This window comes from Lactobacillus helsingborgensis, assembly GCF_003173695.1.
Taxonomy (GTDB): domain Bacteria; phylum Bacillota; class Bacilli; order Lactobacillales; family Lactobacillaceae; genus Lactobacillus; species Lactobacillus helsingborgensis.
On sequence record NZ_CP029544.1, the window covers coordinates 405,806 to 420,913 of the forward strand.

General features: G+C 31.4%; 14 protein-coding genes and 1 pseudogene. 10 read left to right on the top strand and 5 right to left on the bottom strand.

What is annotated here, in order from left to right; translation table 11 throughout:
- Position 1 precedes the first annotated feature (1 nt).
- Positions 2 to 1,603 carry an ATP-binding cassette domain-containing protein gene (locus DLD54_RS01920; protein WP_038521376.1) on the top strand — a complete coding sequence of 534 codons (1,602 nt, stop codon included), beginning with the start codon at positions 2 to 4 and terminating at the stop codon, positions 1,601 to 1,603.
- Positions 1,604 to 1,701: 98 nt separating this feature from the next.
- Here the strand turns inward: DLD54_RS01920 and DLD54_RS08975 are convergent.
- Both DLD54_RS08975 and DLD54_RS01930 read right to left on the bottom strand, forming a co-directional pair.
- Positions 1,702 to 2,147: pseudogene (locus DLD54_RS08975) on the bottom strand (DDE-type integrase/transposase/recombinase); the annotation flags it as partial.
- A 126-nt stretch (positions 2,148 to 2,273) separates the two neighbouring features.
- Positions 2,274 to 3,353 carry a hypothetical protein gene (locus DLD54_RS01930; RefSeq protein WP_162542254.1) on the bottom strand — a complete coding sequence of 360 codons (1,080 nt, stop codon included), beginning with the start codon at positions 3,351 to 3,353 and terminating at the stop codon, positions 2,274 to 2,276.
- Between the two features lie 175 nt (positions 3,354 to 3,528).
- Here DLD54_RS01930 and DLD54_RS01935 point away from each other — a divergent pair, with 175 nt between their 5' ends.
- From DLD54_RS01935 to DLD54_RS01965, 7 genes are all read left to right on the top strand, one after another.
- On the top strand, positions 3,529 to 3,867 hold the full coding sequence (locus DLD54_RS01935; protein ID WP_052059631.1) for a hypothetical protein: 339 nt from the start codon (positions 3,529 to 3,531) through the stop codon (positions 3,865 to 3,867).
- Complete coding sequence (locus tag DLD54_RS01940; protein WP_052059632.1) at positions 3,848 to 4,987, top strand: chromosome partitioning protein ParA; 1,140 nt, start codon at positions 3,848 to 3,850, stop codon at positions 4,985 to 4,987. The genes DLD54_RS01935 and DLD54_RS01940 overlap by 20 nt, the downstream gene beginning before the upstream one ends.
- On the top strand, positions 4,984 to 5,439 hold the full coding sequence (locus tag DLD54_RS01945; RefSeq protein ID WP_038521387.1) for a hypothetical protein: 456 nt from the start codon (positions 4,984 to 4,986) through the stop codon (positions 5,437 to 5,439). The genes DLD54_RS01940 and DLD54_RS01945 overlap by 4 nt, the downstream gene beginning before the upstream one ends.
- Before the next feature lie 163 nt (positions 5,440 to 5,602).
- Positions 5,603 to 6,643, top strand: coding sequence for a Rep family protein (locus tag DLD54_RS01950; protein WP_038521390.1), 1,041 nt, complete (start codon positions 5,603 to 5,605; stop codon positions 6,641 to 6,643).
- A gap of 4 nt (positions 6,644 to 6,647) precedes the next feature.
- Positions 6,648 to 6,836 (top strand): hypothetical protein, encoded by a 189-nt coding sequence (locus DLD54_RS01955; RefSeq protein ID WP_038521393.1) that lies wholly within the window; start codon positions 6,648 to 6,650, stop codon positions 6,834 to 6,836.
- A gap of 64 nt (positions 6,837 to 6,900) precedes the next feature.
- Complete coding sequence (locus tag DLD54_RS01960; protein ID WP_038521395.1) at positions 6,901 to 8,133, top strand: tyrosine-type recombinase/integrase; 1,233 nt, start codon at positions 6,901 to 6,903, stop codon at positions 8,131 to 8,133.
- A 524-nt stretch (positions 8,134 to 8,657) separates the two neighbouring features.
- The gene (locus DLD54_RS01965) at positions 8,658 to 9,527 is read left to right on the top strand and encodes a matrixin family metalloprotease (protein WP_109918052.1); all 870 of its coding nucleotides are present in this window, start codon (positions 8,658 to 8,660) and stop codon (positions 9,525 to 9,527) included.
- Between the two features lie 209 nt (positions 9,528 to 9,736).
- Here DLD54_RS01965 and DLD54_RS01970 read toward each other — a convergent pair whose 3' ends face one another.
- Complete coding sequence (locus DLD54_RS01970; protein ID WP_109918053.1) at positions 9,737 to 11,248, bottom strand: DNA/RNA helicase domain-containing protein; 1,512 nt, start codon at positions 11,246 to 11,248, stop codon at positions 9,737 to 9,739.
- Between the two features lie 288 nt (positions 11,249 to 11,536).
- Between DLD54_RS01970 and DLD54_RS01975 the strand changes: the two genes are divergently transcribed.
- Together DLD54_RS01975 and DLD54_RS01980 are read left to right on the top strand one after the other, a co-directional pair.
- On the top strand, positions 11,537 to 12,250 hold the full coding sequence (locus DLD54_RS01975) for a uracil-DNA glycosylase family protein (RefSeq protein ID WP_109918054.1): 714 nt from the start codon (positions 11,537 to 11,539) through the stop codon (positions 12,248 to 12,250).
- A 35-nt stretch (positions 12,251 to 12,285) separates the two neighbouring features.
- Positions 12,286 to 13,038, top strand: coding sequence for a hypothetical protein (locus tag DLD54_RS01980; RefSeq protein ID WP_109918055.1), 753 nt, complete (start codon positions 12,286 to 12,288; stop codon positions 13,036 to 13,038).
- Positions 13,039 to 13,168: 130 nt separating this feature from the next.
- On the opposite strand, the gene DLD54_RS01985 is transcribed toward DLD54_RS01980, so the two are convergent.
- Together DLD54_RS01985 and DLD54_RS01990 are read right to left on the bottom strand one after the other, a co-directional pair.
- A complete protein-coding gene (locus DLD54_RS01985; protein ID WP_109918056.1) occupies positions 13,169 to 13,933 on the bottom strand; it encodes a MerR family transcriptional regulator in 765 nt (254 codons plus the stop codon).
- Positions 13,934 to 14,061: 128 nt separating this feature from the next.
- Complete coding sequence (locus tag DLD54_RS01990; RefSeq protein ID WP_109918057.1) at positions 14,062 to 15,024, bottom strand: D-2-hydroxyacid dehydrogenase; 963 nt, start codon at positions 15,022 to 15,024, stop codon at positions 14,062 to 14,064.
- Between the last annotated feature and the right edge of the window lie 84 nt (positions 15,025 to 15,108).

Below are 15,108 nucleotides of genomic sequence, written 5' to 3' on the forward strand. Positions count from 1 at the left end.
AATGAAATTAAAAGATCTTTTAAAATTAAATATTCCACTAAGTGTTGTAATAATCTTTCTTACATTATTAGGATCTATATCAATTGCATATAAGAATTATATATTATCAATAACTATTAATGCCCTAATAGCAACAAACTGGAGTAAATGGTGGCTCTTTACTTTCTTAGAAATGATAACAGATATTTTAGGACATTTTTTAAAGCGGTTAGGGATATATCTTTTTAGTAAACAAAGTCAAGCTTATATTCATCAGATAAGATATCGCATAACCGAAAATTATTTTTCAAAAACTGATAACATTTCTAAAGTGTCTACAATGCAGAATCGATTAACAAATGATTTAAATATGCTTTATGATTTGTATTTAACGCCAACTTATAGAATATGGGGGTTAGTTTGTGATATCATTTTTTCTTCCACAATGATTTTTACTTTTAATCCATTTTTACTTGCTCTAACTTTTATACTTGCAATTATTTTGCTTTTTGTCCCTAAAATATTGTCTAACTCTTTGCAAAAAGCCACCACTAAAATTTCTGTTAGCAATTCAACCTATCTTAATACTTTAGAAAAATGGTTATCTGGTTTAGCTATTCTTCAACGCTACAATGTTCGTAAAAAATTGTTAACAGTATTATCAGATAGTTCGGCAAAGTTAGAACAGGCAACAGTCACTAAAGAGAAAAAAGTTAATGAATTAGAAACTGTCAACATGGCGGCTAATATGATAGCGCAGATGCTAGTTGATATTAGTGCAGGTATTTTAGTATTAACTGGTCAGTTAAACATAGGACTATATTTTAGTTTAGGAAACTACTCTAGCGTAATTTTTAGTGAATTAGGTGCGGTGACATCAAGGATTACCCAAGTTCAATCAACTAAGAGTTTAAGAGATAGTGTTAGTACTAGTTATTCAATTATTCTAAAAAACAATCAAGAATTATCTAAATCTACTTTAGACAATTTTGCTACAATTACAATTAATAATTTAAGTTTACAATTTCCTAATGCTGAGCGACTTGAATATCCAGATTTTACTATTAATGCTGGTGAAAAAGTTTTGCTATCAGGTGATAGCGGTACAGGAAAGTCAACACTTTTAAAATTAATATTAGGAGAAATTATTCCATCAACAGGAACAATAACTTTTAAAGATAAAAATGGCAACTCATTGCAACCAAACTTATCACAGATTGGTTATGTTCCCCAAGAAGCGCAACTATTTCCGGGAACGATTGAAGAAAACATTACTATGTTTAATTCACAATTAGACCATAAGGCGTCGGCTTGGGCGGAAAAAATGCAATTATCCGCAGACTTAAATAAATTTCCAGCCGGGATTCATACAGCGGTCAATTTAAATAAGGAAAACTTATCGGGAGGACAAAAACAAAAAATTGTCTTAGCTAGAACAGAAACTTATGATAATAATATCATTTTAATTGACGAAGGTACATCTGCCATAGATTCTAATGCTACACACAAAATTTTAAAAAATATTCTTTCTAGCAATTCAACAGTAATCTTCATTGCTCACAACTTAACACCGCAAATTCATCAAATGTTTGATCATGAAATTCATTTAAAAAATCCCCAATAAATTTATAAACTGAAAAAAGGCTAGTGAAAATTGATATGGACCCTAAAATTAGGACAAATTATTAATTTTTAACTTAGGACTAGCTGCTGATATTTTATCTTAATTCTTTTGTTATTGTAGTAATCAATATATTCTCTAATTGCCTGTTCTAATTCAGTTGGCTTTTCAAGGCCATAAAGCATTTTCCGTTTTAAGATATCAAAAAACTATCCATTAATCCATCGTCTAATGAATTACCCTTGCATGACATTGATTACTCAACACCACTACTTTTTTAGCCATGCCTGGAAAGTGGTGAGTTGATACTGCCAATCTCGGTCAGTGTAAGTCATATAGTGCCGGATGCTTTTGCCAAGTTAACTCTAATATTAGTCATTGTCTGTCTTAAGTTAGGACTGTAGGAAATTGTATAAGAAATAATTTCTTGCGTGCAGCCATTAATAATTGTTGATAAGTAGGTCTTTTGTCCGTTAAGTTTGAACTCACTTACGTCGGAGTACCATTTATAATTAGGCAAGATAGAGAAGAAATTACGGCGAATTAAGAATAAGAATTTGGAATTATATAGTTTAGTTAAATCAACACCAAAAAGCTCAAGCAATTTCTGAACTACATTTTGTGTTTAAGAGTTTAGTTTTTATAAGACGCATTTTTCTGCATAAATTTTGAATTAATCTAAGTTCCAAATTATGTAGCCATCACTAGTTTTGGTCGCACTTATAAAAGAAGTCTGGTAATAAGTTTCGGAAATAGAGTTAAGGAGAAAATTTAAAACTTTAAAAGCCGCATTTAGCACAGATTCATTTTCGTGTTCTGATGTACTTAGATTATTAACTTCTGCTGCCATTCTTATATATATATTATTGTATTTTAACTCGTTATTTCCCTTATCTTGCGAAAGCGGATTGCCGCTTGGAAAATTTGTACGATTAATGGAAACCAAGAATTGCGACTTGTTTTTTTTGGCAGTTTCAATAATTGAATCAAGTACTTTAATATCCGACTTGGCAAATTCTTTAATAATTTCTTTTGTGATACGCATATTTCCTTCGGGTATCCCTTTACCCAGAGAAATATGCGTTTTTTTAGTTTGGAGGGATTTTTCAAGTGCCATTTTGCCGGTAGTTAAGGCTTCATGGAAAAACATTATCAAGCTTGCAGAAGACAGCTCCTCAGAAGATACTGACCCAGTAAATAACTTACTAGAACTCATGAAATAATCAAATGCTTCAGAAAAGTTAATAATACTAAGAACAAAATTGGCTACGGGCGCAATAAACTGATATTTCGTATATAAAATTTTTTCTTCTAATGTGCCAGCAGTTAATATATTTACGTCATCTGTAAAAAAATTCTTATCCCGAATTTCTTCAAGATACTTTACAGCGTAATTATATACATTGGTTAAATATTTTGTAACTTCTTGTCCATTGTCAAATAGAGTGCCAATATATTTCTTTTTTAGTGTGCGAATAATTGCTGCTCTTTGGACTGGATTTTCGGGTCTAGTAGGATTTGTGGGAGAAATCCAATTAGTAAAAGTTGAACTAGCAGTTTTTTTACCGTATTCATCGATCCGGATAGGTATTTTGTCTGCTTCTATAAAAATATTTTGATTTATATCTTCAATAACTTCAAAATTTTTCTTGTTTTTCTCTTTCCTATATTCAGTTAATAACTTAGGAAATTTGTTTTCAGGTTTAGGACATTCGGGCATAGTTTTGTCTCCTTTATTATTTTTGCTACCCATCATTTTGTATAAGAATGATGGGTTATATTTTTGTTCTAATAGCTATCATACTTAACCATGAAGATTAAATCTGATTGCAATCAAACAAATCTTCATTAGTTGAATAGTATATAAGTGAAATTTTACACCTAATTATGTAAGCGTATGTAAAAAAGCGCTTAGATTGGAGATAAATATGACAATTAAAATAAATTTAACGGCAAAACAAGTATTAAATGGTATCACAGCGATTGTTACTGGAATTAATGAACGTAAAGCCAGTGAAAAATATGACAATGCTAAAGATGTTACCGAATACCCTTATCTAGTGAGAATGGCAATTACAGTTGATAAAAACAATGTTAATAACGGTCAAATGTTAAACTTCAAACTTAAAAAGGTTGATGGATTAAAAGCTGGTAAAATGATCGATTTTGATAAAAGTTCTATTAAGAATGATCAAGTTAATTTATGGGCTAACCAACGTGGTTATGTTCAAGTTTCCATTAAAGGAGATGAGATCATTGCAGGGTAAACATACAACTATCTGTAATTATATTGAAAATGTGCTTGATAGTGTCTTATCGGATGAAGCAAGCACAATTAAGCAATCTTATCTAGTCTTGGAAGTAATTAAGGAGCCTTGTGGCTTCTTGTTTATTCCGCGTTACCCAACAAATTTAGTATTAAATACAGATACCTATTACCGTATTTACGATATTATTTCGGCAGCTGTTTTCCCTGAATATACCTGTGTTAGACCTACTTCTATGCAATTAGTGGAAGTGGACGGTGAACAATTAGCAACAGCCAGAGGGTTTTATTTTCCAGGTTACAAGGGTAAGAAACAACGGCTTGTTGGCACAATTACTAAAATTGTGGCTGATTATGATTTAAATAAGGAAATACCGTTGATGCGGGGCTTAACGGTTGGCAGGAATGCCACCACTTGGATTATTAGTGGTAATACAGGCAGTGGTAAAAGCTATGCTTTACGCTATTTAGAAGAAATAATTAGCCGTTTAACTAATCAAAATGGTGATAAATCAGCACAGGTTATCATGATTGATCCCAAAAAGTCTGATGGTGCAAGATATGCGAAAAAACATACTGAAATCAAATTGTTAATTCCAGAAGATAGCGATCGCCCAGAAGATTTTTTAACTAGAGTGAATGCGGAATTGGCTGCTGTAGTTAAGGAAATGCAGTTAAGGCAAAGTAAGCTTTATGAAGTTTCAAATAAGATTAGTACTGACGCTAACGAAATCAATGTACCACCGATTTTTGTTGTTTTGGAAGAAATGGCAAGCTTAACTTTGGGCTTAGCACCAACTTCAAGACAAGTTAAGGATTTATACCGTGAATTAGAATTAATTGCCTTACTTGGCAGAGAAAGCTTAATCAATTTAATTATTACCAGTCAAATTGCTAGAAATGATATTGTGCCTATTCCGATTCGCTCACAGATGAACGTTAGAATTTTGCTGGGTAGAATTGATAAAGCAACCGTGCAGTATTTATTTCCGTCAATGATTGATGGCTTGTCTATCCCTATTGGTGGCTTAGGAACAGGAATAATTGAGATTAATGATGGTAAACATTACGGGATTGAACCACTTGCAATGCCGACAATAACCAAAGGAGAAGAATCGTGAAGAGGATAGACTTAATTAATAAGTTATTTGATAAATTAATTGCTTTGCTTAGTAAGATCAGCGTAATTTTGTTGATTGTTCTAGTAATTCTGCTAATCGTACATTATTTTCTAAAATTTTATGGTAAATCAATTTCTAAAACAATTGCATTAGAACAAACATTAAAGCTTATGGAACCAGAAAAGCCAGATAAAATAATTGTGGCAGTTAATAAAGTGGTTTGTTGGGCGGGTGTTAAATACCTTGATAATAAAGAGCGTGTGCAGATAATTGTTCCAACTAAACGCTGGTTTCAATTATCATCACAATTAGAAGTTAAAAAACGGATTAGGGAAATGCTTAATTCAGAAGACTTCAGATTATTTTTAATGGATAATTTAAGCAATTATCGTTTTGTAAGTAAGCCTGACTATTATCATAATCAGTTTGTCTTAATCGGTACAAGAATTTAATAGAGGCAAGGTGCCAGCTTTGTCCTCAAGACAAAAAGAATGGCACCTTGCATAATTTATAAATATTCTACTGTGCAAGTGTGTTAAGCATTGATATAACAACATTTGCTGGGCTTGTTATGGCAAATGTTAAAAGTGTGCAAACTGTGCAGAAGGGAATTATATGGCAGAGATTAGAGCTAGACAGTTTATGTACATGCAAGATTTTGACCATTTAAAGATAGATTTTACTGAACTAACCAATATTTTAACTAAGGCTAATATTCAAGAGTGGGCTTATATAATTCATGACCAAGATTTTGATCAAGATAATAAGCTAATTAGGAAACATCTACATGTGGTCTTAAAATATGCTAATCCGCAAATACTTTCTCATGTTGTAAGGCTTTTTAATGATGAACCGCAATATTTAGAAGTTTGGCAAGGAAGAATCAGTAACGCTTATAGCTATCTAATTCATGCAACATTGGAAGCTAAAGATAAGTATCAATACGATCCTAATAGTGTGGTGGCTTCATTTGATTTTCCCGCAAGGATTACTGAAATACAAAGCAGTGTTAACCAAAGCAGGTTAAATTCTAAAGTAGTGGCTAATTTCTTAACGCAATATGCTAATGAAGAAATTGATTATCAAGAATTAGCGGATATTATTGGTTTAGCTGAAGTTGCCAAAAGAAAAAGTGTGATTGACAATATTACCAAATTAATCGCGGACAAAAAGCATGAAGAATGGTTACATGAATATCATGATCGCAAAGCAGAAACAATTTGGTTATGGGGCAGTGCAGGAGTTGGTAAAACACGTTATGCCAACAAGCTAGTTCGTGGTGAAAAAGTTGCTATTTTAGGCAGCAGTCGGGATTACTTTCAAGATTATCATGGTGAACATTATGTAATTTTGAATGATTTGCGTCCCAATGATTTTAGATATGCCGACTTATTAAGGCTATTAGATCCATATGAGCATGATAAAGTAGCGCCAAGACGTTATCATGATGTGAAATTGAACATTGAAATGTTGATTATTACTACTCCTTATAGTCCGTTTGAATTTTATCAACATGTGAAGATTGCTGACGAAAGAACAGATACTTTTGAGCAGCTTAAAAGACGAATTCATGCAATCCATATTACACCCAAATTTATTGCAGAAGTATTTAAAGACAGTGAATCTGAATATGAAGAATTATTTGAAGGTAAGTAAAACAATGAAAGAAGATGAAAAAATGTTTGGCAATGAATTACTTAATGCTAGGCAAATAGCAGAAAAGTTAGAAATTTCTAGCACCTACTTTTTTAAATTAACTAAATTAGGTATGCCATTTCACCGCGTAACTCCAAGAGGTAGAAAGTTCTATAACTATGATGAAGTGGTAAGTTGGATTAGAAATCGGTAGGAACTATGGTAAAATTTAAAGTGGTCAAGGGTATGTTCTTCTTGAAAATAAAAGGAGAGTAAACATGCCAATTAGTAAAATTAATAAAGGTAAGAAAGCTGGTAAGTATCGCGTAAGAATACAGCCAAGAGATGAACATACTGGAAAAGTTATTCCAGTTCCTAGTCAAGTTGCGGACAATTATCGGGCAGCTAAAGCTCTTTATGAAAAAATGTGGGTAGATTTTCGTTCTAATCCACGTGGTAATTATCAGGAACTGAATCAACCACTGGTGCAATCATATAAAAGTTTTATTGAAAGTGAGCATAAGTTAGGTAGATGGCAATCTGCAACTACTTATAAAGCGTGGACTTATACAGTTAGGCTATTAGAAGATTATTTTGGTGATAAAAAGGTAAAAGATATTACTGAAACTGATATCAGGCAATTTGCTCGTGATTATGTTGAAAAACATCATGCAAGTGTTGCGCCACATGCAACTATCGAACGCCAGTTACAGATTATTAGATGTTATTTTGGTTCATTAGATAATATTGTAAAAAATCCTGTTCCTGTAAAAGCTCTGTATAAGTTCTTTCGCAATGATGAGATGACTGTACCAGATGAAAAATATGTTTTTACTGATCAAGAAATTACTGCTATTATTGCAGATATTAAAAAACGTTTAGCTTTGACTAAAACAAATTATTGGTGTAGTCGCTTGGCAATTTGGATAGCTTTGGAAACAGGAATGCGACCGCAAGAAATTCAAGCTTTGAAATGGACAGATTTAACTAAAGATCATGATAAAGTAGTGTTTGAAATTAGCGATTCATGGAATAGCAAAGCAAAGAAATTAAACGGTCATTTAAAAAGTAGACCTAAAGGCGCTAAAAGATTAACTTTGCCAATATCTGAAACTTTGTATAAGACATTAATGATCTTTAAAGACAAGCAAACTGATGTATTGCAAGAATATGGTTTAGATAATGAGCAGGATTATATTTTATTAGCATTAACTACCTATAATTTATGTTCGTTAGGGATGCCAATAGATCAACGTGGCTTAAATGATATGATACGTAAAATCTGTAAAAAGATTGGTGTTAATAATCGTGGCTTGCGTGTTAGTATGTATACTTGTCGTCATACGGTGGCAACCAAATTAGCCAACATTCCAGGTATGAGTTACCCTTGGGCAGCTTATCGATTAGGTCATTCATTAAAAACTTTTATGAAAGTTTATGTTCATGTTGATCAAGATAAGAACGAAGATATGTTAAATATCGTCAGTTCACAATTAGTCACACAAAATTAGATACAATAGTTATAAATGCTAGAGTAGTACGACTTTAAAGTGTTTTGCTACTCTGGCAATCAGCATTCAGAAGAATAAAATTGTTAAAATAACCTTGATATATCAATATTTTCTGCTGGTAAGTTAAGGTTATTTTTTGTTTATTAAAGATAATTATGCACACACTACGGAACACGTTTTAACCTGTGTTCATGCAAAAACTTTTAGGTAGGCTTTTAGGTTGATATAACGGGATTTATAGTTACTTTTTTGTGTGCAATGACAAAATTGTCATTAATCTACTAACCTCTTTAAAAGATGTAATTATTAAAATGTTCACATCAATTCTTTATTTGATTAATGTCTGCTATGTTTATAATTTATAAAACCTGGAAAGCAGCTGAAGCGAAATTATTTATTCTTATGGCAATGTTTAATTTTATCGTTGAAAATCAATATGGTAACTTGTTACAAGTATGAAAGTAATGATATATTAAACTTGTTGTTTTGTCTGTTGAACTAATTTTAAAGAAAAAGAATTCATTATGGAAATTAAATTAAATAGAAAATTTATTAAACTTTGCGTTGCAGCTTTAGCTTTAATTACTACCACTGGTACTTTATCACCAAATACTATTAACAATGTAACTAGTGTTTCAGCTAAAGCTAAAAAACATCACAAAAAAGTAAAGAAAACGAAGAAATCTAAAAAGAAAACATACGTCATTGCTAAATACTACGATGAATTTAAACCCGGTTACAGCTATTCCTACGACAAAAAGAAAGGTGTTTTCATCGGTCATAAAATGAAGAAACGTCATTCTTCAACCACTGACTCTGATGAGCCTAAAGTTGAACAAGCCACTAGCACTTATGATGTACCTAAAGTAAAACAATTTACTAAAAATATAGAAAATGAATACAACATCTATGATGAACGTTGGGCAAAAACCACAATAACTTACCATATTGAACAGGTAAACAATGAACAAAAACAAATTATTGAGGAAGCTATCGTCCAAATAAACAATATAAACATAATTAAACTAGAAGAAACAAATAAAAGACCAGATATTACTATAAGTATTTTAAGAAAAAATGGAACAAGATTAGGACAATCTATAATTGAAACATCAGGTGATCACTATAAGAATTTAGATTTATTGGAAAGTGCAAAAGTAGAACTTTTTAATGACACAATAACAGAATATGCTAACGGTAACTATGCTCTAGAATTAAACCAAGTAGTCTTACATGAAATTGGACACTCTTTAGGTCTTAACCATAATAACAATGACAAAATAAAAATAATGTACCCCGTAGCATACATAGATCAAATGACAAAACTCGATTCAACTCACGTTGCAATTGACCAAGATTACATCGATGGTTTAGCTATTCTTTACCAAAACTAATTTTTGTATCAGTAAATAAGCCATATCAATAATTATCATTGATATGGCTTATTTACTTTCTAATTTAACAAATTACATTCAGTAAGTTTTATTTCGAGAAATTAAATTTTTACTACTTAAAAATTATTAATGATAAAACCTATTATTTCCATAAAAGTACTTAACGCCAAAGCTGAAAAAGTCACATCTTGGTTTTGCAATGAGTGATTTTATTTTTCTGGAGAATTAATGATTTTTATACACTGCCTAAAAACTTCTATATTATCAATTATAATTAAATATAATTCCTCTTTGGTGCGAGTCAAATTTTCAAATAGAGTTTTTACAGAAGGATAATAGGTATTAGCACTAGTTAAATCTCCAGTCTGTTGATTATATTTAAAATTTGACCCAATAAAAGTAGCAACCTTGTCAAATTCTTGCCCGATTACATCATGTGAGCTATATTCCGAGATTTCTTCAAAATCTTTGTAATATTCTTCTTGATTATATCCCGGTGTCAAATTAATAACTGTCCAATTTTTTTCTATTAATTGCGATGCAAATTGTTTTGCCTTATTTTTGTCTTGAAAAAATTCAACATGAATATGATTGAATGTGATACCTTTTTTTATATCTTGATTAGCCTTACTTAGTTTATATAGGTGTTTTATGAAAAATGCTATTTCTTCATTATTCCTAATTTTTTCACTTAGCTTTAAACAAGAAATATTATGTTCTTTAAGTAATTTGTCTAGATCAACTGGATTTATATCTGGATTTTCTTTTTGGTTTAACCACTGTTTTGGATCTCCAGATATAATAATTTGACCTCGAAATTCAAAAATTTTATCTACCGTTGTTAATTCATGCATTCTTTGGAATTCATCTACAATAAGAACATCATAATTAGAAAAATCAGTTTGTGTGTAATTATTGATTTCTTTTATAGGAACTATTGTAAAACCAGACATATTTAATTTATTTTCTTGGGCTGTATTTAAATTTGCACAGTGAATAATTAAAACTCGCTTTTTTTCTTTAGTTTGATAAGTTTTAGCTATATCGTACGCCAAAAGGGTTTTTCCAGTACCAGCTTGTCCTTTTATAAAATAATTTTTTTCATAATTATCAAGTATGGTTTTTTTGAAATCTCTTTGTTGATTTGTTAAAAAATATTCAGAATTCAAAAATTTATCAGTATTATTAAACGGAGATACTAAGAATTTGTTTGCCGTGCATATATTTGAAAGATTAACTTTTTCCGAATTATTAGATAAATCACGGATTAAGGAATTCCAGTCATTCTTCGTTAACACATAAACATTTTTTGAGTTTTTAATCAAATGGTATAAACAATTATTTTCGCTCATATAAGTATATAAGTGAATTTCTTTGGCTTCGTAATTAAATCCCTTGAGGTAATACAAGTTTTGAACAAGTTGCTTTTCGATTTCTAATTCGGTTTTATTTTTCGATTTAAGTTCTATATTAAGTATCAAGTCTTTTGAAAACCTAAGTAAATCGAACTCTTTTGAAATTTGTGGGATTTTAAATCCCAGACAGAAACCATCTGTATTTACTTCTTGAGAGTGATCATTTAGTTGTTTAACTAAATTTGAAATATCATTAAGTTCCTGTGATCTAAATGCTGTATCTAAATATTTATAATATTCATTAGTAGTTTCAAAACTATTTACTGTCCTAATATTATCAAGGGTCATCAAATCAAAAAATCTCATATTATATAAATTCCATTCTATAACTATTTTAAACCAAAAAAGTTTAACTATTTCATATTTAAATCACAATTTATTATATAACTATATATTTTATTGTAAATATGATGACTTAAAAATCTATTAAGTTAACCCCTAGATAGAAAGAACATTATTTTAAAATCTATCAGTAGTTTCAACCTTTATTAAAAAATTAAATAGTAGAAAACAAAAATAAGCAATTAGCATAAATGTATATATATGATAAAATTTATGTATTAAATAATGTGAAGTAACTAAATAATAGAATTTATGCAACAAAAACAAAATTTTTCAGAAAAAGTTTTTCAATTTGATCAGAAACTGAGTAATGTAAAGATTGATTTACCTGACCCATATAAAATAATTAACCCTTATAGTGGCAGAAATAAAAAGCAAGTTTTACAAATGGTTCAAATTTTCTATCAAAAATATTTCAATGATACTAACAAGCGGCGCTTAATATTAGGTAGTTCACCTGCGAGAAAAGGATCGGCAATAACAGGGATTCCCTTTGAAGATGCTTCAAACCTCCAAAAAGAAACAGGAATTTCAATAGCGAACTTTCATGTTAATAGTGCAGCTTCTAATTTTTTAAATGAAGTCATAGATGAATACGGTGGTAGGCACAAGTTTTATCATGATTTTTACCTCAATTTTGTTTGTCCCGTAGGCATTTGCAAGACCAGTTCCAAAGGTAACCAAGTAAATTGCAATTATTATGAAAACAAACAAGTTGAAGAAATGGTAACTCCTCTTATAATTTCTGCACTTAAAACGCAAATTAGCTTTGGAATTGATACTTCTGTTTGTTACTGCATAGGCAGTGGTCAAAATTATCAAGAACTAAGCAAGATTAATAAAAAGTGGTGCTTTTTTAAAAAAATAGTTCCACTTGAACATCCGCGTTTTATTACACAATATCATCCTGAAGATAAAGAAAAATATTTGCATAAATATTTGAATTCTCTGATGTATAAATATTAAGCGTTTGTTTGAAAAATAAGTGAGGTCATCGATTTATGTCCGATGTAATTCTTAAAAAAGCAAGAAAAATTTATCAAATGTACCAAAATGGCGATTTAGGTGATACTATTTTACCTGAAGATAGCAACCCGCACTTAGATCCAAGTACTAATGAAAATGCGCTCTATTTCACGTTGCCAATGCCTTTAAATTATCAGAGAAATTCCTATACTTTGTGGGAAAGTGCCTTGAAGACATATGAAGATCCCGAAACTAGTTTTGTTTTTATACCGGCAAAAGTGATTACTGCTGTGTATAAATCAGTACAAAAAGCTTTGACTAAGTATCGGCTTGCTTTGCAAAAGAACAAGCAAACAGATATTTGGCTTAAACTCTGTCAGACATTTATGGAGCTTTCTGACGGTAATATTATCAAATTCATTAACAATTTGGATAATGATGTGAATAAAATAAGGCATTTCATGCAGAAAGACGCTAAGAAAAAGTTCCCTTATTTGTCTGGTAATAAGCTTTGTAACTATTGGTTGTATGTTCTCAGTAAATGCACTGCAATTTTCTTAAAAAACACTAATAATATTTATATTGCTGCAGACAGGCATGTAATCAGAGCAAGTTATAAATTAGGCTTAATAACCAAAGAACAAATGGAAAGTGCTAAAGTGCAAACTGATGTGATTAGTGCTTGGGCAAAAGAACTGCAGGGCACTGAATTTGTGCCAACCGACTTGCAAAATCCGTTGTGGTCATGGAGTAGGAGTAATTTTAAAGAATTGGATTCATACAATTGAGAGTAAATACAATTACATAAAAGATCTACAACTAAAATTGCTTAAGCAAAAAACCTTTCAAAACAATTCTTAACGAATCTGTATTTGAAAGGTTTTATTTTGCAACTAACTTTATATAGATTAAAGAGTCTTACGCATAGTAGTCAATGATTGCTTTCAACGTTTTCGCAGCGTCAGGACTGCCAGTGCCTTTTTCATAATATTTGCTAAAACGTGGGTCACAGACATACATTTGGGCAAGTTTCTTATGTGCTTCTCCCGAATACTGACCTTTAGGCCATATTGTCAATAAATATTCTTTATGTAGGTCAAAAAGATGTTTGCCAGCAGCTTGTTTGATATCAGCAGTCTTATTAAAGTTCTTTAATTCAGTTAAAATTTCAGCGGTCAATTTTTTGAAATGTGCTAATTCATCTGCAGATAAAGAACTGAACTTTTCATTACTAAGATCTATTTGAGCATCCCCATATTTCTTCCTGATTTCCGAACCGTATTGTTTTTCATTTTTGGTAATCATTTCTTTTTTTAATGTGGCAAATTTTTCCGTGTCAGTCATTTGTGCTTCTCCCTTCATTGTTGCAAGTGTCTTGTCTAAATTCCTAATCAAATCACCCAGATATTGCTCTTGAGCAACTAATTTGCTGCGCTGATTTCGTAAAACTTGATATTGAGTTTCCGGTGAAGTCTGCATTACCTGTTTTATTTGTTCCAGTGGCAAGTCAAATAGCTTTAAAAATAGAATTTTCTGCAATTGATCAACTTCGCTTTCTTCATAATAGCGATAATTATTTTCGGGATTCCTGCGCGCTTTTAAAAGTCCCTGTTTATCGTAATAACGTAAAGTTCGTGTTGAAATGCCAGCTAGTTTTGCTAGTTTATTGATAGAATACGACATGTTTAAAATCTCCTCACTTGCAAAATTAAGTATATTGGTTGACGTAACGTCAAGGTCAAGCACGGAAAATAATTTTTAGAATAAAAAGCCAGTAATCAATCAAGATTACTGGTTTTTGATTATGATATTTAATTTACGACGTTTAATTTTTCACTTTTTAGAAATGCCTGCAGATTTTCAACGACAATACCCAGCAAACGATTGCGAGTTTCGCGCGGTGCCCAAGCAATATGAGGGGTAATGTAACAGTTTTTAGCAGAAAGAAGTGGACTGTCAGCAGGAATGGGCTCTTTTTGGGCAACATCAATCCCCGCTGCAGCGATCTTGCCTTCATTTAAAGCGTCTGCGACATCTTTTTCATTAATTAAACCGCCACGAGCAGTATTAATTAAAATGACGCCGTCCTTCATTTGAGCAATTGCCCCTTGATTAATCATTTCCGTAGTTTCTGGAGTTTGTGGCACGTGTAAACTGACGATATCTGCTTTTTGATAAAGTTCGTCAAGTTCAACCTGCTTAACGTAATCTGGTAAATCTGATTTTGGCCGATGGTTCCAAAAAATTATGTTCATAGAAAAAGCATGACCGATTTCTGCCACTTTTTTAGCTATGTTGCCAAAGCCAATTAATCCTAAAGTTTTACCGTTTAGTTCCATTAACGGTTTTGCCCAAAAAGTAAAATCAGGGTTGCTGCTCCAGCGACCTTCATGGACTAATTTGTTATGTAAGCCAACTTGACTGGTAATTTCAAGTAGCAATGCAAAAGTAAATTGGGCAACCGCATCAGTACCATAAGTAGGGATGTTAGTTACAGGAATGCCAGCTTCACGAGCTGCAGCAGTGTCAACAATGTTATAACCTGTAGCAGTCACACCAATATATTTGATGTTAGGCGCAGTCTTAAGGACTTTTTCGTCAAGGGGCGTTTTGTTAGTCAAAACAATTTCAGCATCCCCAATCCGCTTTAAAATTTCATCATCGTCGTCCACTGGAGTACGATCATAAAATTTGCATTCACCTAATTTTTCAAGCGCTGACCAATCTAAATCACCAGGATTTAGAGCATAACTATCTAAATTAACAATTTTCATATCTTTACCTCATACATATCTACAAATCTTCTTTTAATTTCTAGTTTACTACATATACGTCTGAATAATTGGAAAACCTTAAAT